Annotated in this window: 19 protein-coding genes; 7 read left to right on the top strand and 12 right to left on the bottom strand. The window is 54.0% G+C overall.

The genetic code is table 11. The annotated features are described in order from the left end of the window. Positions 1–38 precede the first annotated feature (38 nt). The 9 genes from odhB to F552_RS18365 all read right to left on the bottom strand — a co-directional run bounded on the left by odhB (position 39) and on the right by F552_RS18365 (position 10198). Positions 39–1226 (bottom strand): 2-oxoglutarate dehydrogenase complex dihydrolipoyllysine-residue succinyltransferase, encoded by a 1188-nt coding sequence (gene odhB, locus F552_RS0103195; protein WP_018150274.1) that lies wholly within the window; start codon positions 1224–1226, stop codon positions 39–41. 65 nt (positions 1227–1291) lie between these two features. Then, positions 1292–4111, bottom strand: a complete 2820-nt coding sequence (locus F552_RS0103190; protein ID WP_026182349.1) for a 2-oxoglutarate dehydrogenase E1 component — start codon at positions 4109–4111, stop codon at positions 1292–1294. 93 nt (positions 4112–4204) lie between these two features. After that, the gene (gltA, locus tag F552_RS0103185; protein WP_018150272.1) at positions 4205–5494 is read right to left on the bottom strand and encodes a citrate synthase; all 1290 of its coding nucleotides are present in this window, start codon (positions 5492–5494) and stop codon (positions 4205–4207) included. Positions 5495–5689: 195 nt separating this feature from the next. Next, positions 5690–5923 carry an FAD assembly factor SdhE gene (locus F552_RS0103180; RefSeq protein ID WP_018150271.1) on the bottom strand — a complete coding sequence of 78 codons (234 nt, stop codon included), beginning with the start codon at positions 5921–5923 and terminating at the stop codon, positions 5690–5692. A gap of 56 nt (positions 5924–5979) precedes the next feature. After that, positions 5980–6675 carry a succinate dehydrogenase iron-sulfur subunit gene (locus tag F552_RS0103175; RefSeq protein WP_018150270.1) on the bottom strand — a complete coding sequence of 232 codons (696 nt, stop codon included), beginning with the start codon at positions 6673–6675 and terminating at the stop codon, positions 5980–5982. Between the two features lie 52 nt (positions 6676–6727). Beyond that, positions 6728–8512 carry a succinate dehydrogenase flavoprotein subunit gene (gene sdhA / locus F552_RS0103170; RefSeq protein ID WP_018150269.1) on the bottom strand — a complete coding sequence of 595 codons (1785 nt, stop codon included), beginning with the start codon at positions 8510–8512 and terminating at the stop codon, positions 6728–6730. Continuing rightward, positions 8513–8860, bottom strand: coding sequence for a succinate dehydrogenase, hydrophobic membrane anchor protein (sdhD, locus tag F552_RS0103165; RefSeq protein ID WP_018150268.1), 348 nt, complete (start codon positions 8858–8860; stop codon positions 8513–8515). Then, positions 8857–9234, bottom strand: coding sequence for a succinate dehydrogenase, cytochrome b556 subunit (sdhC, locus tag F552_RS0103160; protein ID WP_018150267.1), 378 nt, complete (start codon positions 9232–9234; stop codon positions 8857–8859). Before sdhC ends, sdhD begins: the two co-directional genes overlap by 4 nt. A gap of 247 nt (positions 9235–9481) precedes the next feature. Further along, positions 9482–10198: a GntR family transcriptional regulator gene (locus F552_RS18365; protein ID WP_169333562.1), complete on the bottom strand. Its 717-nt coding sequence runs from the start codon at positions 10196–10198 to the stop codon at positions 9482–9484. A gap of 312 nt (positions 10199–10510) precedes the next feature. On the opposite strand from F552_RS18365, the gene F552_RS0103150 reads away from it, so the two are divergent. Beyond that, the gene (locus F552_RS0103150) at positions 10511–11497 is read left to right on the top strand and encodes a malate dehydrogenase (RefSeq protein ID WP_018150265.1); all 987 of its coding nucleotides are present in this window, start codon (positions 10511–10513) and stop codon (positions 11495–11497) included. Between the two features lie 159 nt (positions 11498–11656). Further along, complete coding sequence (locus tag F552_RS0103145; RefSeq protein ID WP_026182348.1) at positions 11657–12535, top strand: D-hexose-6-phosphate mutarotase; 879 nt, start codon at positions 11657–11659, stop codon at positions 12533–12535. A 96-nt stretch (positions 12536–12631) separates the two neighbouring features. Here F552_RS0103145 and F552_RS0103140 read toward each other — a convergent pair whose 3' ends face one another. Beyond that, positions 12632–13120: an Lrp/AsnC family transcriptional regulator gene (locus F552_RS0103140; protein WP_018150263.1), complete on the bottom strand. Its 489-nt coding sequence runs from the start codon at positions 13118–13120 to the stop codon at positions 12632–12634. 167 nt (positions 13121–13287) lie between these two features. Between F552_RS0103140 and ctlX the strand changes: the two genes are divergently transcribed. Both ctlX and astA read left to right on the top strand, forming a co-directional pair. Beyond that, positions 13288–14253 carry a citrulline utilization hydrolase CtlX gene (ctlX, locus tag F552_RS18360; RefSeq protein WP_051078251.1) on the top strand — a complete coding sequence of 322 codons (966 nt, stop codon included), beginning with the start codon at positions 13288–13290 and terminating at the stop codon, positions 14251–14253. A 28-nt stretch (positions 14254–14281) separates the two neighbouring features. Continuing rightward, positions 14282–15301: an arginine N-succinyltransferase gene (astA, locus tag F552_RS0103130; protein WP_018150261.1), complete on the top strand. Its 1020-nt coding sequence runs from the start codon at positions 14282–14284 to the stop codon at positions 15299–15301. On the opposite strand, the gene prpR is transcribed toward astA, so the two are convergent. After that, the gene (gene prpR, locus F552_RS0103125) at positions 15298–17190 is read right to left on the bottom strand and encodes a propionate catabolism operon regulatory protein PrpR (protein WP_018150260.1); all 1893 of its coding nucleotides are present in this window, start codon (positions 17188–17190) and stop codon (positions 15298–15300) included. The two genes, astA and prpR, sit on opposite strands and share 4 nt — an antisense overlap. Positions 17191–17793: 603 nt before the next feature. Continuing rightward, on the bottom strand, positions 17794–18699 hold the full coding sequence (locus F552_RS0103115; protein WP_018150258.1) for a LysR family transcriptional regulator ArgP: 906 nt from the start codon (positions 18697–18699) through the stop codon (positions 17794–17796). Between the two features lie 109 nt (positions 18700–18808). On the opposite strand from F552_RS0103115, the gene F552_RS0103110 reads away from it, so the two are divergent. The 3 genes from F552_RS0103110 (at position 18809) to F552_RS0103100 (ending at position 20605) form a co-directional block, all read left to right on the top strand. Beyond that, a complete protein-coding gene (locus tag F552_RS0103110; RefSeq protein ID WP_018150257.1) occupies positions 18809–19414 on the top strand; it encodes a LysE/ArgO family amino acid transporter in 606 nt (201 codons plus the stop codon). Between the two features lie 106 nt (positions 19415–19520). Next, positions 19521–19940 carry an LEA/WHy family protein gene (locus tag F552_RS0103105; protein WP_169333561.1) on the top strand — a complete coding sequence of 140 codons (420 nt, stop codon included), beginning with the start codon at positions 19521–19523 and terminating at the stop codon, positions 19938–19940. Between the two features lie 47 nt (positions 19941–19987). Beyond that, positions 19988–20605 carry a phosphohydrolase gene (locus tag F552_RS0103100; RefSeq protein WP_211208211.1) on the top strand — a complete coding sequence of 206 codons (618 nt, stop codon included), beginning with the start codon at positions 19988–19990 and terminating at the stop codon, positions 20603–20605. Positions 20606–20642: the final 37 nt, after the last annotated feature.

Raw genomic sequence — 20642 nt, 5'->3', positions numbered from 1 at the left:
GACAGGCAACAATCTCTGTCACCTGTCCCGGCATCAAATTACAGATCCAGAATCAAACGGGCCGGATCTTCCAGCACTTCTTTCATGGCAACCAGGCTCAACACGGCTTCACGGCCATCGATGATACGGTGATCGTAAGACAGCGCCAAGTACATCATCGGACGTACAACCACTTCCCCATTTTCAACCACGGCGCGGTCTTTGGTGGCGTGCATGCCAAGGATCGCGGATTGTGGCGGGTTGATGATCGGGGTAGACATCATGGAACCGAAGGTACCACCGTTAGAAATGGTGAAGGTACCACCAGTCAGTTCTTCAACACCCAGTTTGCCGTCTTGTGCACGCTTGCCAAAATCAGCAATCTTTTTCTCGATGTCGGCCAGGCTTAGCTGGTCACAATCGCGCAATACAGGCACGACCAGACCACGCGGGCTGCCAACGGCAACGCCGATATCAAAGTAGCCATGGTAAACGATGTCGTTACCGTCAACAGACGCATTCACAACCGGGAATTTCTTCAGTGCATGCACAGCAGCTTTAACGAAGAAAGACATGAAGCCCAGTTTCACGCCGTGTTCTTTTTCGAACTTGTCTTTGTACTTGTTACGCAGGTCCATCACCGGCTTCATGTTCAGTTCATTGAACGTGGTCAGGATGGCGGCAGTAGACTGGGACTGTACCAGACGTTCTGCAACACGTTGACGCAGGCGGGACATTGGTACACGCTGCTCTGGACGAGCGCCCAGATCAGTGATCACGGCAGGCGCAGCTACGGCAGCTTTTGGTGCAGCGGCGGCGGCCTGGACATCTTCTTTCAAGACGCGGCCACCACGGCCTGAGCCTGCGACAGCATTGATATCAACACCGGCTTCAGCTGCCAGCTTCTTGGCTGATGGCATGGCCACCGCATCAGAAGCAGCGGCAGCCGGTGCTGCAGCAGGAGCGGCTGCTGGTGCTTCAGCGGCAGGTGCTGAATCGCCTTTTACAGCGGCGGTATCAATGTGGGCAATCACTTCCTGGCCAACACAGACTGCAGCATCACCCTTGATGATCTTGACCAGTTTACCTGCTTGAGGTGCCGGCAGTTCCAGTACAACCTTATCGGTTTCAACATCAACCAGATTCTCGTCACGCTCGACGAAATCGCCTTCTTTTTTGTGCCATGCCAGCAGAGTGGCTTCAGAGACGGATTCTGGCAGTACCGGTACTTTAACTTCAACAATCATGACTATTCCTTTACCTTGGAGAAGAGGCACTGTGCGCCTCTTCTGTATCTATTCAGTTTGGTGAATTACTTACTAATGGTCAGCGCCGCTTCAACAAATGCCTTCAATTGAGCCGTATGTTTGCTCATGTAACCAACCGCAGGTGATGCAGATGAATCGCGACCGGCATAAGCAAGTGTCTGTTTGGCTGTCATGCAAGCTTCAAGGCGGTGACGGATCTGGTGCCATGCGCCCTGGTTGCGTGGTTCTTCCTGAACCCAGACGATTTCCTTGGCGCCGGTGTACTGCGCCAGTTCTGCACGCAACGTTTCGGTCGGGAACGGGTACAACTGCTCGACACGAACGATCGCCACATCCTGCACATTACGCTCTTTACGTCCGTTGGCCAGGTCGTAATAAACCTGCCCTGAACAGACGACAACGCGCTTGACCTTCTTCTTGTCCAGATCAGCCGGATCAGAAATCACGGTCCGGAATTCACCGTTGGTGAAGTGCTCGATCGGGCTCATGGCATCTTTATACCGAAGCAGACGCTTGGACATCAGGATCACCAGCGGCTTGCGATATGGGCGAATCATCTGGCGACGAAGCAGATGGAACATCTGGCTTGCTTCGGACGGCATGATGACCTGAATGTTGTGCTCGGCACACATCTGCAGGTAACGCTCCAGACGTGCAGAAGAGTGCTCAGGGCCCTGACCATCATAACCATGCGGCAAGATCATGGTCAGGCCGCACAAACGGCCCCATTTGGTTTCACCAGAGGTAATAAACTGGTCAATCACTACCTGGGCACCGTTCGCAAAGTCACCAAACTGGGCTTCCCAGATCACCAGTTCATCCGGTGCAGAACTCGCATAGCCATATTCGAACGCCAATACGGCTTCTTCGTTCAGGATCGAGTCAATTACCAGGAAGTTAGCCTGGGTATCGGACAGGTTGCGTAGTGGCACATATGCACCTGCATCCCATTTTTCGCGATTTTGATCGTGCAGGACCGCATGGCGGTGACTGAATGTCCCACGGCCAGAGTCTTCGCCTGACAAACGGACCGGGAAACCGGACTCCAGCAGCGAGGCGTACGCCAGCGTTTCGGACATGCCCCAATCCACCGGCAACTCGCCATTCACCATGGCGTTGCGGTCTTTGATCAGCTTGTCTACGGTACGGTGCAGCTTGAAGCCTTCCGGTACTTTGGTGATTTTTTCTGTCAGACGTTTCAGGTCAGACAACGGGACGGTCGTATTGACCGGGTGCGCCCAGTGCGTACCAAAGTATGGGGTAAAGTCGATGGCAAACTGACGCTGGAAACCTGTCAGCGAGGTTTGCTCTACGTGCTCGCCTTTATCCAGTGCCGCACGATAGGCTTTGATCAGCTCATCACCTTCATGTGCAGCAATCACGCCTTCGGCTACCAGACGGTCAGCATACAGCTTGCGTGTACCTGGATGCTGGGAGATTTTCTTGTACATCATCGGCTGGGTCAGATATGGATCGTCCGACTCGTTGTGACCGTGGCGACGGAAACAGACGATATCAATCACGACATCCTTGCCAAACGTGGCACGATATTCCAGCGCTGCCTGAGTGACCAGAACCACGGCTTCCGGGTCATCCCCGTTCACATGGAATACGGGCGCCTCGATCATCTTGGCGATATCAGTACAGTACAGGGTAGAACGGGTGTCACGCGTATCAGAGGTGGTAAAGCCAACCTGGTTGTTCACCACGATATGAACGGTACCGCCGGTACCGTAACCACGGGTTTGCGACAGGTTAAACGTACCCTGATTGGTACCCAGACCAATAAAGGCCGAGTCACCGTGAATCAGGATCGCCATGACCTGGGAGCCATCGCGGTCATCACGACGCTGTTGGCGGGCACGTACGGAACCGACAACCACCGGGTTCACAATCTCAAGGTGTGACGGGTTGAAGGCAAGCGACAGGTGGATGGCACCGCCAGGTGTTGGTACGTCGGCCGAGAAACCCATGTGGTACTTCACGTCACCAGATGGAAGATCCGTCGTCGGGCGGCCTTCAAACTCGGAGAACAGGTCTTTGGGTGCCTTGCCCAGCGTGTTCACCAGTACGTTCAGGCGGCCGCGGTGAGCCATACCGATCACCATTTCGTGCACGCCACGCTCACCCGCGCCCTGGATCAGCTCATCCATGGCAGCGATCAGTGACTCGCCCCCTTCCAGAGAGAAGCGCTTCTGGCCGACATATTTGGTGTGCAGGTATTTTTCCAGCGTTTCTGCTGCAGTAATCTGCTTGAGAATACGCTTACGTTTTTCTACACCAAAAGCGGGTGTAGAAGAGTTGTTTTCAAACCAGTTTTGCACCCACTTTTTGCGTTCGCTATCAGTGATGTGCATGTATTCCAGGCCAATCGAACCGCAGTAAGTCTGCTTCAGCTTGGCCAGAATCTCAGACAGTTTGGCACGGCCGTTACCCATCAGGGATCCACCCTGGAAGGTCGTGTTCAGATCTGCCTGGCTAAGTCCGTGGTGCTCTAGCTCCAGCTCTTTTACCGACTGCTGGTCAAAGCGCTGCAACGGGTCCAGCTTGGCGTGACGGCTACCCAGGATGCGGTAGGCGGAAATCACACGCAGTACTTGCAGCTGTTTTTCTGACTGGCCATCGTCGGCAGCAGAGACTGTGCCGCGAGGACGCTTGGTCAGCTCGACAAATGAAGCCTGCACCGGAGAATGCGCAACGTCTCTGCCATGACCGGAATGCTGCCATGTATCAAAGTAGCTGCGCCATTTTTCTTCTACGCTGGCTGGGTCTGCCAGATAGCGTTCGTACAGTTCTTCAATGAACGGTGCATTACTACCGAACAAGTAAGAACTGCCCCACTGTTGTTGCATCTCGTTAGACATTTTTTTAATCACTAGAGAGTCAGGTTAAAGGGAAGAGCACCACTGGCAAGACCCGGGGTGTGGCACAAACGTATTTGTGCCACACCGGCAGGATTAGCGCTTGTCCAGAGGAACGTAATCACGACGGCCAGCACCAGTGTACAACTGGCGCGGACGACCGATCTTCATGCCTGGATCAGAAATCATCTCTGCCCAGTGGGAAATCCAGCCTACTGTACGTGACAGGGCGAAGATCGGGGTAAACATGGAGACTGGAATACCCAAGGCAGACAGTACGATGCCTGAGTAGAAGTCAACATTTGGATACAGTTTCTTGGAAACAAAGTATTCGTCTTCCAGCGCCACTTTTTCAAGTGCCATGGCCAGTTTGAACAGTTTGCTGTCGTGCAGGCCAAGTTCGTTCAAGACTTCATAACAGGTTTCACGCATGATCTTGGCGCGAGGGTCCATGTTCTTGTAAACACGGTGGCCGAAGCCCATCAGCTTGAAGCTGTCATTCTTGTCTTTGGCACGGGCAATGAATTCAGGAATCCGGGATTCATCACCAATTTCATTCAGCATTTTCAGCACGGCTTCGTTGGCACCGCCGTGGGCAGGGCCCCACAGACACGCAATACCGGCTGCAATACATGCAAACGGATTGGCGCCGGAAGAACCGGCCAGACGCACGGTAGAGGTCGAAGCATTTTGCTCATGGTCTGCATGCAGAGTGAAGATGCGATCCAGCGCACGCGCCAGAATCGGGTTCACTTTGTATTCTTCAACCGGTGTAGAGAACATCATGTGCAAGAAGTTCTCTGAATATGACAAACCGGCTTTCGGATAAGAGAACGGCAAGCCTTTGTTATAGCGATAGGCTTGTGCAGCAATTGTCGGCAACTTGGCAATCAGGCGGAAAGCAGACACTTCACGGTGGCGTGAGTCGCTGATGTCCAGAGAGTCGTGATAGAACGCAGACAATGCCCCCACCACGCCGACCATCACGGCCATCGGGTGAGCATCACGACGGAAGCCTTTGAAGAAAGACATGATCTGGTCGTGCAGCATGTTGTGACGCATCACCAGATGGTCAAACTCGGACTTCTGTGCTTTGGTTGGCAGTTCGCCATTCAGCAACAGATAGCAGACTTCCAGGTAATCACTGTTTTCTGCCAGTTGTTCGATAGGATAGCCACGGTAGTACAGCAAGCCCTCATCACCATCAATAAAGGTGATTTTGGATTCGCAACTGGCCGTTGCCAGAAAACCAGGGTCATAAGTGAACAGACCCGTTTTGCCAAACGTGCGAATATCAACAACATCCGGCCCTAAGGTGCCAGACAGTACGGGCAAATCAATAGACTGGCCGTCACCGTAATTTAACGTAACCTTACCCTTTTCCATACTCTGCTCCACTTGAGTGCCCATTTGGGGATGCCATTTGGCTTTTATCCATCCGGCTGGGCGGGTTTTCCGATTTATACCTAAATCTTGGTCGTATTTAATTTTTTGGCGTTTTACCCTGGGGACTTCGGGCAACGCGTTTTTATACGCTTCTATGGTTTGGATGTTCATGTCTCAAATCGAGACACTTAGCAGTCATGCTTTACGCAGGCGTTCAATCATCGGGACCCAGTGTGCTACCTGGGTATCCGTCCTGCCGTTTAACATATCCAGCAAATCGTTATCTGTTTCTTCCAGAATTTCGACATAGATAGCCTGCTCTTCAAGGCTCAATCCATGCCATTCATTGATCAGAAAACGCTCCAGAATAATGTCTAACTCTAGCAGTCCGCGACGAGAACGCCATCTAATCCGGTCAAAATCACTCATCAGGTATCCTAGTAATTGATACCGGGCTGCCCTATGGCAACCCGGTGACCTGAGGATTAAACTGCGCGCTTAACCATCAACTCTTTGATCTTGCCAATGGCGAAGGTCGGGCTTAGCTCCTTCGGACAAACATCAACACAGTTCATGATGGTGTGGCAGCGGAACAGGCGATACGGATCATCCAGATTGTCCAGACGTTCGTTGGTTGCCTGGTCACGGCTATCGGCAATAAAGCGATAAGCTGCCAGCAAACCGGCTGGACCCACGAATTTATCCGGATTCCACCAGAATGACGGGCATGAAGTAGAGCAACATGCACACAAAATACATTCGTACAGGCCATCCAGCATCTCGCGATCTTCCGGAGACTGCTTGCGCTCTTTCTCGGGTGCCGGATCGTTATTGATCAGATACGGCTTGATCGAGTGATACTGCTTGAAGAACTGGGTCATGTCCACGATCAAGTCGCGAATCACAGGCAAACCTGGCAACGGACGCAGCACCACGGGTTCTTGCACGTCTTTCAGGTTGGTAATACATGCCAGTCCATTGCGGCCGTTGATGTTCATGGCATCAGAGCCACAAACGCCTTCACGACATGAACGACGGAATGCCAGAGAATCGTCCTGCTGCTTCAGGCGCACGATGGCATCCAGCAGCATGCGGTCAGTAGCTTCAAGTTTGACGTCATACTCTTGCATGTATGGTTTGTCGTCTTTGTCCGGATCGTAGCGATAAATTTGGAAACGCATTCGAAATTCCTTTTTCTACCTGTTGTCTTTACCAGTCACGCACGCGGGCGGATCAGAAAGAACGAGTTTTCGGTGGAATGGAGTCAACAGTCAGTGGGTTCAGATTCACTGCTTTGTACTCCAGGCGGTTGCCTTCGCTATACCACAGGGTATGCTTCATCCATTCTTCGTCGTTACGACCGTTTGGATGGGCAGGCGTGTCCGCATAATCTTCACGGGCATGCGCGCCTCGGCTTTCCTTGCGTGCCTCTGCAGACACGATGGTTGCCTTTGCCACTTCAATCAGGTTGTCCATTTCAAGCGCTTCAACACGTGCCGTGTTAAACACCTTGCTCTTGTCTTTGATTGCAATGTTATTTACGCGTTCTGCAATCTCCATGACCTTGGTCACGCCCTCTGCCAGCAGTTTCTGGTTACGGAACACGCCACAGTGTGCCTGCATGGTTTTGCGCAGCGCCTGGCCCACGTCCTGAGTCTGTTCGCCACTGGTGCGGCTATCAAGACGGTTCAGGCGAGCCATGGTGAAGTCACCGGCATTTTTCGGCAGCGGTTTCAGGGTTGGATTACGCTTGTGGAAGTCCACAATGTGATTGCCCGCGGCACGACCGAACACCACCAGATCCAGCAGGGAGTTGGTACCCAGACGGTTCGCACCGTGTACAGACACGCATGAACATTCACCTACTGCGTACAGGCCATTGATGATTTCATTGGAGTTGCCATTTTTTGGCGCCACAACCTGACCATAAATATTGGTCGGGATACCACCCATCTGATAATGGATGGTTGGCACAACCGGGATCGGCTCTTTCAGGCAGTCTACGTTGGCAAACTTGAGCGCGATTTCACGAATGGACGGCAGTTTCTTGATGATGACTTGCGGATCCAGGTGGGTCAGATCCAACAATACGTGGTCGCCATCAGTGCCACAACCACGGCCTTCCTTGATCTCCTGGTCCATGGAACGGGACACAAAGTCACGTGGGGCCAAGTCTTTCAGGGTTGGCGCATAACGCTCCATGAAACGTTCGCCGTTGACGTTACGCAGGATACCGCCTTCGCCGCGAACGCCTTCGGTAATCAGCACGCCGGCACCGGCCACACCGGTCGGGTGGAATTGCCAGAACTCCATGTCTTCCAGCGGAATGCCTGCACGGGCAGCCATACCCAGGCCGTCACCAGTATTGATGAAGGCATTGGTAGACGCTGCAAAAATACGACCTGCACCACCAGTCGCGAACAGCACTGTTTTTGCGTGCAGAATCATGACTTCGCCGGTTTCCATTTCCAGCGCGGTTACACCAACTACATCGCCTTCTTCATCACGAATCAGGTCAAGCGCCATCCATTCGACAAAGAACTGGGTGTTGGCGCGTACGTTGCGCTGGTACAGGGTATGCAGTAGTGCATGGCCGGTACGGTCAGCTGCCGCACAGGCGCGAGGCACAGGCTTTTCACCGTAATTGGAGGAGTGGCCGCCAAATGGGCGCTGGTAAATGGTACCGTCGGCATTGCGGTCAAACGGCATGCCGAAATGTTCAAGTTCGTATACGACTTTCGGCGCTTCACGGCACAGGAACTCAATCGCATCCTGATCACCCAGCCAGTCGGAACCCTTCACGGTATCAAAGAAGTGATAGTGCCAGTTGTCTTCTGCCATGTTACCCAAAGAAGCACCAATACCACCCTGAGCGGCAACGGTATGGGAACGGGTCGGAAACACTTTGGACAAAACAGCCACTTTCAGGCCGGCTTCTGCCAGCTGCAGGGATGCACGCATACCTGCGCCACCGGCGCCAACAATCACTGCATCAAACGATCTTACTGGAAGGGCCATTTATACGCTCCAAATGATGTTGACTGCGTAGATAAACGCAGCGACCAGCCAGATAATAGTCAGAACATGCAGCGTTAAGCGCAAACCAACTGGCTTGATATAGTCCATCCACAGGTCGCGAACACCGACCCATGCGTGTAGTAGTAGTGCAATGAAGGTCACCAGGGTGAACACCTTGACTGCATGATTGGCAAACAGGTGTCTCCAGCCTTCATGGTCATGAGGGATAGCCAGCAGGATGACTACCAGTGCTACGGTATAAGCCAGCATCACCAACGCAGTAACACGCTGCATGATCCAGTCGCGCAGGCCGTAATGTGCGCCAACAACAATTCGATTTTTACTCATAGCAAAGTCACCCCGCCGATAACCAAGGTCAGTGCAATACTTACAACCATGACCAGTTTTGCCGTGAAGCGAGCGGTGTGTAAGTCCAGGCCTTTATGAATATCCAGAAACAGGAAACGGATACCCGCACAGGCGTGATGCATGAATGCCCAGATGAAACCGAGGGAGACAAGCTTGACGAGGGGATTGGAGAAAAAGTCTTTTGCAGCGGCAAAAGCATCACCGGAAACCAGCGATAGATGTAACAGGTAGAGAAGAAATGGGAGACCGAGGAACAAACCCACACCACTAACGCGATGCAAGATGGACACTTTTCCCGGCCATGGCAGCTTGATCTTTGACAGATCAAGATGCTTGGGTCGCACTTTTTGCATTGTTATGTTTTCCTAAACTCACATTTTTGTCTCGGCACAAGACGCCAATGTTGTTAACGCCACACTGACCACCCTTGCGGGCCCCAGCTCCACGGAAACGTTACCGCACAGAAGATCCCATGCACGCACAGCAACGAAACATGTCGATTTTATCAAATTTCTTTGCTTGTTACCGACCAACTCTACGATTTCAATCGACTTTTTTGCACTGCAACTACCAACAACTACAATCTCACTACAAACTTGCTTATGCATTCCGGCGATAAATGCACCGCCGGGAATCTACCCAAATTCTGCGCCACTCGAATACCTGCCCCGACACATCCTGCGAACTTCTTTCAATCCGCAGCACCGGCACGGCATCCGTAAAGCGGATCCAGCCCTCTTCTACACCCACCATGGCCAGAAACCATTCATTTTGCCGAGATATCCTCAAACCGAACTCGGCGAGGTACAGCTTCAGCAAACGCCCCGAGTGCTGCTTGATCAATCGTGCATCCAGCCGATCGAACCGCACCGCATCCAGCGCAATTTCGTCATACGCCACCAGTTGACCACTCAGGCGCCACAGGCGGCGAATCAGCACGATCTGGGCGTTTCTTTTCAACCCAAGCGCTTCAACCACCCGCTCCGAGCCAACCGCCCGGCCGCAAGACAGCAACTCTGGCTCCAGCCTGTCGGGCAAATTTGCAAATTCATGCCCCGGCAACCACAAACCACCCTCAGTCCATTCTTCCGGCCAGTCTGCAACAAAAGTGCCCACCCCTTGCCGGCGTGTCAGCACACCTTCGCGCACAAGGGCATTTAATGCCTTTCTTGCTGTCCCCTGACTCACGCCAAAGCGTTCTGCCAGCTCGAACTCCGTGGGAAGCAACTCACCCGCCCGCCATGTAGAATCCGCCAGAAGGTGCAGCATTTGCTGCCTAACCTGCTGATAAAGCGGCAGATATTTAACCTGTGCCATTTGCGATTGCTGCATTTTTAACATTGCTCCAAATTCATGTCTATAGCTGTCTTATATAAGACATAAGACAGACATCAAATCATACAGCATTCTTCTTGGATTAGGTATCGTCAAAACTGGCATCGCATGCTAGACTTATGGCGGTTTCGTAAAGTGCACGCCCCCTTCTATATACGTGCAAAATCAAAGCGTTGTCTGACATGTTGTATTGCAGCAACTGTCGGGCAAAACAAGACCCTTTTGCTGTACTGATTTCTTCATGCATCGTGCAGATGAAACATGCAGCCAAACAACGTTGGAGCCTGAACTCTCATGAAAGCACCTGTACGTGTTGCCGTTACCGGCGCAGCTGGTCAAATCGGTTATAGCCTGTTGTTCCGTATTGCCAGTGGCGAAATGCTGGGCAAAGATCAACCGGTTATCCTGCAACTGCTGGAAATCTCCCACGAGAAAGCACAACAAGCCCTTAAAGGCGTGATTATGGAGCTGGAAGACTGTGCCTTCCCTCTGCTGGCTGGCGTAGTAGGCACAGATGATCCTAACGTTGCCTTCAAGGACGCAGACGTTGCGCTGCTGGTGGGTGCACGTCCGCGTGGCCCGGGCATGGAGCGTAAAGACCTGCTGCAAGAAAACGCCAAAATCTTTACCGTACAAGGTAAAGCACTGAACGATGTTGCCAGCCGCAATGTAAAAGTGCTGGTAGTTGGCAACCCAGCCAACACCAACGCTTACATCGCCATGAAGAGCGCGCCTGACCTGCCTGCCAAAAACTTTACCGCCATGCTGCGTCTGGACCACAACCGTGCGTTGTCCCAACTGGCTGCAAAAACAGGCAAAGCGGTGGCTGACATCGAGAATATGGTTGTATGGGGTAACCACAGCCCAACCATGTACGCTGACTACCGTTTTGCCACCGTGAATGGCGAAAGCGTAAAAGCACTGGTGAACGACGAAGAATGGAACCGCACTACCTTCTTGCCAACCGTTGGCAAGCGTGGCGCAGCGATCATCGAAGCACGTGGCCTGTCTTCTGCAGCTTCTGCTGCTAACGCAGCCATTGACCACGTACGCGACTGGGTACTGGGCACCAATGGCAAGTGGGTAACCATGGGCGTACCTTCTGACGGTTCTTACGGCATTCCTAAGGATGTAATTTATGGCGTGCCTGTTACTTGCGAAAATGGCGAGTACAAGCGTGTTGAAGGCCTGGAAATTGACGAATTCAGCCGTGACCGCATGAACCACACGCTGGACGAGCTGGAAGAAGAACGCGCTGGTGTAGCTCACCTGCTGGGCTAAGCGTTTTTTTGCCTCAAAAAAGCCTGACCGCGATATGCAGTCAGGCTTTTTTATTTGATGACTGGCGGAGACTGGGCGGGTACCGTGGCGAGACTGGCATATCTTGCCACCGTCGTCGCATCGTTTATGTCCCGCCGAACTTGCTCAATGGATAGGTAGATGTCTTCTATGAACAGCGTTCTTGATCGCGTTTCTGATTTTCCCTATTGCCAGCTGTCCAGGATGGACGAGCTGGATGTATTGACCATGGATGCCCCATGGGGGAAAACCGTTATTGCCCTGCAAGGCGCGCAACTACTTTCTTATACGCCCACCGGTGATACGGACCTATTATGGCTGTCACCCCAGGCCGCTTTCAAGACAGGCAAAGCCATACGTGGCGGGATTCCTGTTTGCTGGCCCTGGTTCGGTGCACATCCGCAGTCGTCCGGGCAGCCTGCACATGGCATAGCCAGAACGGCAGTGTGGGCATGTACCGGGATGGAAATGCATGATGATCATGCGGTGATCAGTTGGGTATTGCCAGCCTCTGCCAATACCCCGGAATACCCGGGTACCCTTGGCTTGAAGATGACCCTGGGCGACGACATCCTTTTGTCAGTAACCATCACGCATCATGGCGACATGCCTTGCCAATACGGACTGGCACTACACAGCTACTTTCCAGTAACGGATGTAGAAAAGACCGTGATTACCGGGTTGGCAGACAAGCCCTATTACGACAAACCAACCGGTACGCTCCAAACCCAGCGAGGTGATGTTCGGCTCAAAGACGAGGTGGACCGGGTCTACAAGCAGGTAGACGGTGCGTATGAAATTGTGGACCCAGTAAACGGCAACATCCGGATATCCAGCAGCGGGTTTAAAAATGCGATTGTCTGGAATCCGGGCCAGGCACTGGCCAGCAAGATGCAGGACATTGGGGAAATGGCTTGGCAAACCATGGTGTGTGTCGAGTCTGGCAACGTCATGGAAGACACCATATTGCTGTTGCCGGGCGAGGTGTTTAACGGCGCACTGCGGATTGGCAGAAAATAACCAGATGGCGCCCGGACATCCGTTGGGTGTCCGGGCTACTTGGTGATGCGCCCAACACTCGGCGATCAGTCCTACCCTACGATAAACAGGTTCACATCAAACTGAAACGGCGGCAGCCAGATTATGTCGCTTCACCGTTTGCATCTCTGGTGTACAAATAATCCGTTCGATACAGAATGCGGCTTCAGCCAGCCAGCGATTACTGATTTCACGATAGCCATCCATATCCTGGCAATGCAGACGGACAATGTAGTCGAACGAGCCGCCAACCAGCCAGCAATCCAGCACATCCGGATCTTGCTGAAGCGCTGCTTCAAAAGCCTGTTGTGCAGAACGGTTTCTCTGGCTCATGAGCGCTACCTGCAAATGCAGCACCAGCCCTTTGCTCTCGGTATCCAGGTCAATCAGCGCGGTGTAGCCGCGGATCACCCCCATACGCTCCAGTTTTCTCACCCGCTCCTGACAGGGGCGTGGTGTCAAATGCACCAGTTCAGCCAGCTTCTGGTAACTGATGCGTGCGTCGGATTGCAATACCTCGATAATCTTGAGGTCGATGCGGTCTAATTTAGGCCCGTTTTCAAGCATTTCTGCCTACACCTTTTCCTCGTTTTGCCTTTGCAGCGGATTCTGCTGTCTGACGGGGTCATTTCGACAAAAACCGGCTGGCCATAAAGCCAACTCAGCCAGAATCTCGCGCTGCAAAAGCACACAATATGTCATCTCTTGTGAGCAACCTTCAGACAAAGATGACCATGCAAAATACCCAGCATATTCTGATGATTCGCCCGGTTCGATTCATTTCAAACCCGCAAACCCAGTCTAGTAACGCATTTCAGCGCACTGACATCACCTTTGTCTCACCAGAGGTCGCAGCCATGAACGAATTTGACGCATACGTTGCAAAGTTGCGGGCTGCCGGCATGGATGTCACGGTGATTGACGATACACCGCTGCCACACACCCCGGATTCGATCTTCCCGAACAACTGGGTCAGCTTTCATGAAAATGGCACGGTAGTGCTCTACCCCATGCAGGCAGAAAATCGTCGGCAGGAACGTCGGCAAGACATTCTGGCCCAGATTGGCAAGCGGTTTGACGTAAGGCAGGTGCTGGACCTGAGCCGGTTCGAACTGGACGGGAAATACCATGAAGGGACTGGCGTCATGGTGCTGGACCATGTTCATAAAATTGCCTATGTCTGCCGAGCCAGCCGCAGTCATCCTGAAGTCATGGCGGCATTTAGTGCGCACCTTGGCTATCAGGCCTTCTGGTTTGATGCCGTGGATAGCACAGGACGACCCATTTATCACACCAACGTCATGATGGGGGTTGGCCGTACCCTGGCGGTGGTTTGTCTGGAATCCATTCATGACCTGGCACAGCGCCAGCAACTGGTTCAAAAATTGACGGATAGCGGCAAGGTCATTTTGCCGATTTCTTACACACAAATGAATGCGTTTGCCGGCAATGTCATGGAGCTGCAGAACCCGGCGGGTGAGGCCGTACTGGCGCTGTCGACGCAAGCCTGGGATGCCTTGAGCGACGAACAGCAGCAGCTGGTTCGCCAGTACACGATTCCCGTGACCGCAGACCTGCACACGATTGAAACTCTGGGCGGCGGCGGCGCCCGCTGCATGATTGCAGAGATTTTCCTGCCACTGAAAACAGCGGCAGACAATGACCATGCGTTTAGCCCTGTCATGGCGACGCATCACTGAGCATTATAAAAAAGAGAGCAGACACATCATGATGTTTATCAGACCCATCAGAACCGCAGACCTCCCCGCCATCCTGCATTTGGCACAAAATGCAGGGGTTGGCGTGACCTCACTACAACCGGATGAAGCACTGCTGGCGGAGCGCATCCGCCGCAGTGAGGCCACCATGGCAGGTAGCGCACCACTGGCCGAGCAGGGCTACCTGTTTGTGCTGGAAGACAGCCAGAAGCGGCAAGTGGTTGGCCTGTGTGGACTGGAAGTCGCGGTCGGGTTGCAGTCCCCCTGGTATAACTATCGGGTGGGCGTGGTCAGCCACATGTCTAGCGAGTTTGATGTGAACCGGCATATCCCCACCCTCTTTCTGTCTAACGACCATACCGGCCACAGCGAATTGTGTACGTTGTTTCTGGACAAGGACTGGCGGCACAGCAAGAATGGTCAGCTATTATCCAAGTCTCGTTTACTGTTTCTGAGGGCGTTTAAAGAGCGCTTCAGCAAAAAAGTCGTGGCGGAAATGCGAGGGGTATCAGATGAACAGGGTAAATCCCCTTTCTGGGAAAGTCTGGGGCGGCATTTCTTCCAGATTGACTTTGCCCATGCCGATTACCTGACCGGGGTTGGCAAAAAATCGTTTATTGCCGAGCTGATGCCCAAGCTACCCATTTACACCAGTTTACTCACAGAACAAGCCCAGGCAGTGATTGGCAAAGTGCATGCCCAGACAGAACCGGCGCGTGCCATGCTGGAAGCCGAGGGGCTGCATTACCAGGGCTACATCGACATTTTTGACGGTGGTGCAACGCTGGAAGCCTATGTGGATGATCTGCGCATGGTCAGACAAGGGCATACCCTGCCGGTCAGCCTGAAAGCCAATGTCGCGGAGACGGGTGCTTACTATCTGGTATCCAACCGGCAAGACCAGGGCTTCCGCGTCATCATGGTACAAGCCGAGAATGCGGAAGCTGCAGCCTGCCTGACCGCTGCCCAGCTGGATCTGCTGATGCTGAACCCCGGGGACGAAGCCGATATCGCCAGCCTGACCCCTTAACCGGCATCCAGCTGCTTCATGCGCCGCCATAGGGTTGTCCGGCTGATACCGAGCAACCTGGCGGCGGCTTGCTGGTCTCCGCCGGTCTGCTGCAATGCCGACCGGATCTGTTGGCTTTCATCTTGCGCCGGGTGTTGTGCCAGCACCTCTGGCAGCACCCGAGCCAGCACCGTGGAGTCCGTTTTCCCCAGGGCATGGCAAAAAACCGTCGCCCGTTCGATCAGGTTTTCCAGTTCACGCACATTGCCGGGCCAGGCATACTCCCCCGCCAGCGCCAGGAAATCAGCCGCAAATTGATCTGGCGACAAGCCGCTGCCTATCCTGCTCAGGGCTTGCTGAATCAAATGCCGGGCCAGGCGGGGTACATCACCTTGCCGCTCACGCAGTGGCGGGAGATTCAGGCTCAGGATATTCAAACGGTAATACAAGTCGGCCCGGAACTGCTGATCCGCCACTTTTTGCTTTAGCCTTGCGTGGGTTGCCGCCATCACCCGGACATCGACATGGGTGGGTTCACTACCGCCCAGGCGCAACACTTCTTTTTCCTGCAAGACGCGCAGCAGGCGGGTTTGCAGTGCCAACGGCATGTCGCCAATTTCGTCCAGAAACAGGGTGCCCGTGTGTGCCATTTCGATCAGGCCGGCCTTGCCACCCTTGCGGCTCCCGGTAAAGGCGCCCTCTTCGTAGCCAAACAGTTCTGACTCCAGCAAAGACTCCGGAAAGGCGGCGCAGTTGACCGCCACAAACGGCGCGTGCCGACGTGGGGACAGCTGATGCATACCTTGAGCAAACAATTCTTTACCGGTCCCCGACTCGCCCAGCACCAGCACGGCCGCATCGCTGGGGGCATAGAGCATGGCCAGTTCTTTAACTGCCAGCATGGCGGGGGATTGGCCGATAATGTCGGCCAGCTGGTAACGGGCACTGAACTGACGCTTGTTGGCCTGATGACGCAGCTTCCGGTCGGCTCGTTCAATACTGCTGGCGTCCTGAAACGTCAGTACCGCCCCAATTTGCCGGCCTTGCTCGATGATGGGCTGCCGTTGCGTCACCAGCCGGCGCTGGCCCACGGTCTCCACCTTGTCCAGCTGGGAAACACCGCTTTTCAAGACTTCTTGCAGCGACAAGGCCGGGCACAAACTGCTCAAGATTCGGCCGACGGCCCGCTCTTCTGCCACCCCCAGCACATCGGCCATGGCATGGTTGACGGTTTCGATACGCTCGCTCATATCTACTGCCACCACCCCTTCATTGAGGGTGCGGACAATATTGTCTAACCGCTCGCGCTTGATTTCTTCTTCGTGAGCAATCCGTACCAGTTCGAGCGCATCGTCCAGAGCACGTCTTAGCGACGGCAGGGAGTAAATCATTGCCCCTTGCATCCCCAGCTGTTCGGCCCAGTCCACGATCAGACTGGAACCGACAATCACCGTTTCCGGGTTCTCGGCGGCCAGCGCCGCCAGAATCTCCCGCGCTTCAGCATCCTGCTGGTAGGTACGGATATCCAGCCGGACGGCCAGCACATCTTGCAAGTCCAGAAAGCCGTGCACCAATGGCTGCCGGCCGAGCATGACGACCCTTGCCTTGCGTGGCAGCGCCATTTGATGCGCTTGCTGAATCGCCAGCAGAACATCGTGCCCGCTCACCTGAATCGTCGCAACGGGCAACGGCACCACCTTGCGCAAAACCCGCGAGTTAGCGCTGGCAGCCACCACCGCATCTACCACACCATCCTGCCAGAGCGACTCGACCTCCAGCCGCGCATCCTGAATCGGCAGGTCGATCAGGCGCCAGTCCGCCAGCCCGCTGTATTCTGGTAATACGGTACGCATCAACCGGGCAAGGCCGCGGTAGGCCACAATGGCCAGGGTGGGTTTGGCTGCTTTCATACGTTGGCTCGGGTCAGATATCGGGATAAGTGCATTATAGGTGTTTCATATGAAACATGTAAATTTCACATGAAACACAGCAAATTCGCAAGACTTAAGTTTCAGACAAACACGAAAAATATAAACCCATGTTTTTAATGAAGAAATTATTTTTATCGCATTTTTTGAGAGGCTGGCACGCCATTTGCTCATATAGTGGCAAGCAGCAGAAAGCAGATCACCAAAACATGACGCTTCTGCTGCAGATATCCGGGTTTGTAACGGAAGCTTAGTTGTCGATGTCCTGCGGTGTACCTACACGATTCATGACCGCAAGCCAGACGTCGACGCTGATGGGGCGGTGCCTTTGATAACGTGCTATCCGCAGCCTGCGCGCATTGTTGCAGCAATGACGCGACTGGATGACAAGTTCCAGGTTCAGGTTGCGGGCGTCGCCCCCGTCAGCCATTTAAGCGGATCGCCACACCAGTACGCCCGGGAAACCGAATTTATTGCCTAGTCTGCTGCTCACATGCTGCCAGGCAATATCCCAGACACGTTGGCGTCTCCGGTGCCAGCGTTGACTTAACACCCCGCCTTTGCGCGGGGTATTTTTTTGCCGGATCAGTTGATCAGGATATCCCGGGCGGCTTGCACCAGCTGCCTGCTCAGACGTTCCATCTTGGGGGTCTGCAGTTGCCAGTGATGCCAGTACAGATGAATATCCACTGGCGCATCCGGAAAAATATCAATAAAGCGGGCCCTGTCCAGCCAGGGGGCCATTTGTACCTCCGGCAGCATTCCCCAGCCCATACCCAGAGCGATTGCATGCATATACGGCTCTGAGGCCGGCAAGTAATGGCACGGGTAGGTACCGGCCGGCAACCCATAACGCTGCTCCAGCAAATCGGCCTGCAAGCGGTCTTTCTGGTTAAACACCATCACGGGGGCCTTGCGCAAGCTGTCGCGATGCACGCCGTTCTGGAACCAGCGATCAATATATCCCTGGGCTGCCACCCCACGGTAGCGCATGATGCCCAGCGGCTGGGCGATGCATCCCTTCATGGCCACGGGTTCTGCCGTGATGCAACCCACGGCCAGCCCAGCTTGCAACAGGGCATGCGTGTGGTCTTGGTCATCCACACTCAAATCCACCAGAATGTTTTCTTCGATCAGGAAAGCCGACAGTGACGGTAAAAACCAGCTACTCAGGGTATCGGCATTGACCGCTATCGCAATGGTCACAGGGGCGTCACTATCATCCGACAAGTCAATGGCCAGCTCGTTAGCCAGCAAGCGGGCCCGGTGCAGGTACTGCAAGACGCGCTGGCCTTCCCGGGTAAGGCGTACCGGTCGTGTACGGATCAGCAGCGGCTTACCCAGACGGGTTTCCAGCAACTTGATACGCTGAGATATCGCCGATGGCGTCATGAAGAGGCGTTGTGCAGCCTGCTCAAAGCTGCCGGTTTCAGCCACCGCCATCAGTGCCTCGGTCTGGCGATAGTCCAGATTGGCAATATGCTCGTTCATCACCCCACCTTTATTAAGATATTTTAATGAATACTAACAAATACTAAGTATTGTTTCATTTAATTCTTGCCTGCTTCACAATGCCTTCAACGTAATGAAGGAGCAGATCATGTTTTTACCTGTGTATCTCAAGGGAATGGGATTGGGCGCCAGCCTGATCATGGCCATTGGCGGGCAGAATGCCTATGTGCTGCGGACAGCCATCAAGCGCCAGCACATCAGTCTGACCATTGCAGTATGTATCTTGTGTGACATGCTGTTGATTGGTGCAGGTGTCGCGGGCATGGGTGCCCTGATTGAAAACACGCCAACACTGCTGCAAGTGGCCAAATTCGGCGGCGCTGCCTTCTTGTTCTGGTACGGGCTAAAAGCCTGGAAGGCCGTGTTTGCACACGATACGCTGGATACCAGTGCGCCGGTCAAAGCGCTGGGATGGCGTCAGGCCTTGGCCACCGTGCTGGCCATTACCTTGCTGAACCCGCATGTCTATCTGGACACGGTGGTACTGCTGGGATCGATTGGCGGGCAAGAAGTCGGTCAGGGGAAACTGTGGTTTGCCCTGGGTTCGATGACGGCCTCTTTCCTCTGGTTTGTCTCGCTGGGCTATGGGGCACGCTTGCTGGCCCCGCTGTTTGCCCGTCCAGTTGCGTGGAAGGTGCTGGATGCGATTGTCGGCATCGTGATGTGGAGCCTGGCGGCAAGCCTGTTGGTATAACGATTTTTCATGGCGTACAATACGCATCTGTACGCCATGAAAGTCACCCATTATGATCTCCGCTCTGTCACGCCGCTGCTTTGTGTTCCTGCTTGCCGGTGGCCTCATGGCATGCAGCAGTTTGTCCCAAAAAGTGTTACAGGCGCCTAACATCACGGCGGTTGGCATCAAAACCGGTGACATGAGCCTGACAGAACAGCACTTTACCCTGACACTCACCCTGCAAAATCCGAATGATATTCCGATCCCGCTAACCAAGCTTGGGGCAGAATTCCTGATCAACGGGCTTTCCATGGCGCAAGGCCAGACGCAACAAAGCGTTACCCTGCCACGCCATGGCGAAGCCAAGATTCAGCTGGATGTGGTCAGCCAATTAAACAACCTGCTGCCCCAAGTCAAAAAATGGCTCAAGAACCCGGGCCAAGGCCTGCCTTACAGCGTCAAAGGCAATGCCTTTGTACCCCTGAAATCTGGCGGCCTGCCGTTTGAATACAAAGGTCTCTGGAAACCGGATTTGCGGTTCTGACCCTTCCCTTTTTCTGATCTACCCTACTCATCACAAAGATGTCTGCCATGCAAAATACCCGTGCCTGGGTTCGTCTGCCTTCCGGCAAGCGACTGGACCTGCTCAACCCCACCCCGTTTGACTGGGATGATGAGGATCTGGCTCTGGGGCTTGCCAGAACCTACCGCTGGGGCGGCCACTCAGCATGGCCGCTGCCGCTTTCTGTGGCGCAGCATTCGGTCGCTGTCATGCTGCTACGCCGCCAGCTAAGCAAAAACAAACTGTCTCCGGTGCAAGAGCTGCGGGAACTGCTGCATGATGCCGAAGAAGGCTTGCTGGGGTTTGATTGCATTTCCGTACTCAAACCTTTCATGGGGGAAGGTTTCAAGCAGCTAAGCGCCCGGCTGGAACATGCCGTTTTTCTGCGTTATGGCCTGCCCAGCTGGCAAGCGGATGACAAAACCGAGCATAAACGGGCTGACCGTATCGCGGCCGCCAGTGAGGCATTACACATTGTGGGCTGGAGCAAGGAAGAAATCCGGCAAACGCTGAAAATCCGTTTCCAGCCATTGGCAGAGGATGTACTGGCCGCACACTACGGCGACACGCCATGGGAACCCTGGGCGCCCGAGAAAGCGCGCAGCCGCTTTCTGGAGATGCTGAACGAACTGAAAAGCCGGCTCTAACCAGCAGTCTTACCCCTTGCTACGGATTCACTCATTT

The organism is Leeia oryzae DSM 17879, assembly GCF_000376945.1.
Classification (GTDB): Bacteria; Pseudomonadota; Gammaproteobacteria; order Burkholderiales; family Leeiaceae; genus Leeia; species Leeia oryzae.
The sequence above is the reverse complement of the archived record's forward strand: the minus strand, read 5'-3'. Positions and strand labels throughout refer to the sequence as shown.

Excerpts from the sequence above, each read along its gene's own strand:
- odhB (WP_018150274.1), bottom strand. The coding sequence starts at position 1,226 with ATGATTGTTGAAGTTAAAGTACCGGTACTGCCAGAATCCGTCTCTGAA.
- F552_RS0103190 (WP_026182349.1), bottom strand. The coding sequence starts at position 4,111 with ATGTCTAACGAGATGCAACAACAGTGGGGCAGTTCTTACTTGTTCGGT.
- gltA (WP_018150272.1), bottom strand. The coding sequence starts at position 5,494 with ATGGAAAAGGGTAAGGTTACGTTAAATTACGGTGACGGCCAGTCTATT.
- F552_RS0103180 (WP_018150271.1), bottom strand. The coding sequence starts at position 5,923 with ATGAGTGATTTTGACCGGATTAGATGGCGTTCTCGTCGCGGACTGCTA.
- F552_RS0103175 (WP_018150270.1), bottom strand. The coding sequence starts at position 6,675 with ATGCGTTTCCAAATTTATCGCTACGATCCGGACAAAGACGACAAACCA.
- sdhA (WP_018150269.1), bottom strand. The coding sequence starts at position 8,512 with ATGGCCCTTCCAGTAAGATCGTTTGATGCAGTGATTGTTGGCGCCGGT.
- sdhD (WP_018150268.1), bottom strand. The coding sequence starts at position 8,860 with ATGAGTAAAAATCGAATTGTTGTTGGCGCACATTACGGCCTGCGCGAC.
- sdhC (WP_018150267.1), bottom strand. The coding sequence starts at position 9,234 with ATGCAAAAAGTGCGACCCAAGCATCTTGATCTGTCAAAGATCAAGCTG.
- F552_RS18365 (WP_169333562.1), bottom strand. The coding sequence starts at position 10,198 with ATGGCACAGGTTAAATATCTGCCGCTTTATCAGCAGGTTAGGCAGCAA.
- F552_RS0103150 (WP_018150265.1), top strand. The coding sequence starts at position 10,511 with ATGAAAGCACCTGTACGTGTTGCCGTTACCGGCGCAGCTGGTCAAATC.
- F552_RS0103145 (WP_026182348.1), top strand. The coding sequence starts at position 11,657 with ATGTCTTCTATGAACAGCGTTCTTGATCGCGTTTCTGATTTTCCCTAT.
- F552_RS0103140 (WP_018150263.1), bottom strand. The coding sequence starts at position 13,120 with ATGCTTGAAAACGGGCCTAAATTAGACCGCATCGACCTCAAGATTATC.
- ctlX (WP_051078251.1), top strand. The coding sequence starts at position 13,288 with ATGCAAAATACCCAGCATATTCTGATGATTCGCCCGGTTCGATTCATT.
- astA (WP_018150261.1), top strand. The coding sequence starts at position 14,282 with ATGATGTTTATCAGACCCATCAGAACCGCAGACCTCCCCGCCATCCTG.
- prpR (WP_018150260.1), bottom strand. The coding sequence starts at position 17,190 with ATGAAAGCAGCCAAACCCACCCTGGCCATTGTGGCCTACCGCGGCCTT.
- F552_RS0103115 (WP_018150258.1), bottom strand. The coding sequence starts at position 18,699 with ATGAACGAGCATATTGCCAATCTGGACTATCGCCAGACCGAGGCACTG.
- F552_RS0103110 (WP_018150257.1), top strand. The coding sequence starts at position 18,809 with ATGTTTTTACCTGTGTATCTCAAGGGAATGGGATTGGGCGCCAGCCTG.
- F552_RS0103105 (WP_169333561.1), top strand. The coding sequence starts at position 19,521 with ATGGCATGCAGCAGTTTGTCCCAAAAAGTGTTACAGGCGCCTAACATC.
- F552_RS0103100 (WP_211208211.1), top strand. The coding sequence starts at position 19,988 with ATGCAAAATACCCGTGCCTGGGTTCGTCTGCCTTCCGGCAAGCGACTG.